General features: G+C 60.8%; 1 pseudogene. It reads right to left on the reverse strand.

The features are described 5' to 3' along the window. Positions 1 to 974, reverse strand: a pseudogene (locus F8N21_RS30300) (hypothetical protein); the annotation flags it as partial.

Here is a 974-nt window from a genome sequence, read left to right on the forward strand (position 1 = left end):
CGCCAACCAGTTCAAGTGTGGCGTCGAACCACTATGGCCGAGCACTTCATCCAGCGGGTCCCACTTCTGCGCTCTGTAGTACCACTCGCTTTCGGCGTAGATGATCAATTGCGAGATTGACTGGGCGTGGGCCGGCAGGCTGAGCGCCGCTTGCAGTTCTTCGGCGGTCATTTTGCCGTCGCGGTTGCGGTCGATGATGTCGTACAGCCGGGTCTTGAGCGGTCCCTTGTCTGCTGCGTCGGCCATGGGGCCGTAGCGCTCAAGTTCCATTTCGTTGAAGTGGTCCACTGCGCGAAGGAAAGACGCCAACATTTGCCGAGGGAGTTCGTAGTTGTAGATGAGGTCGTGACCTTCCCATGACCAGGGACTGACCCAGGGGGTGACACCCACCTCTTCGCGGACCCAGCCATCAAGCAGATGGTTGTCGGCGTCGTGGAGCAGCCTGTCGAGGCGATACCAGTTGCAGGCTTTGCGGTCAGCCGTCGCCGGTACCGCGATTTTTTTCTCGGCCGGCAGGCCATCGAGCAGGCTCTTGGGGACCAGCAGGTCGGCAGCACTGAGTGGGCTGGCTGCACTCAACATTTTCAGTTGTGCGGCAGTGGCATTTTCTTGATGAGTCACCACCGCTGTGCCTTGGGCGAGCTTCAGCCAGGTTCTGTCTTTCTCCGGCAAGCGCTGGGCCCAGGCGCGACTGGCTTCGATGAAAATGTTCACGTCATCGCCGCTGAACACTTCCAGGTGCAGTTTCTTTTCCGGGCGTTCCGCCCCACCGTCCTGATACCGGCCGAGGTGGCCGATCAACTCCCCGGCCTTGATCGCGACGGGCCGGTCGAGCACCACCACCCGATCCTGCGCCAGCGGTTCCAGTGCGCCTTGCAGCGATTTGAAATGCACGTACTGGTCGATGCGTTCCAGCTTGCGGTAGTCGCCTTCACCGCTGACCCTGACTTGCGTGCCATCCGGCAGTTTCGTGA

Origin of the sequence: Pseudomonas fluorescens (genome assembly GCF_902497895.1) — a bacterium.
GTDB classification, from domain to species: domain Bacteria; phylum Pseudomonadota; class Gammaproteobacteria; order Pseudomonadales; family Pseudomonadaceae; genus Aquipseudomonas; species Aquipseudomonas fluorescens_BP.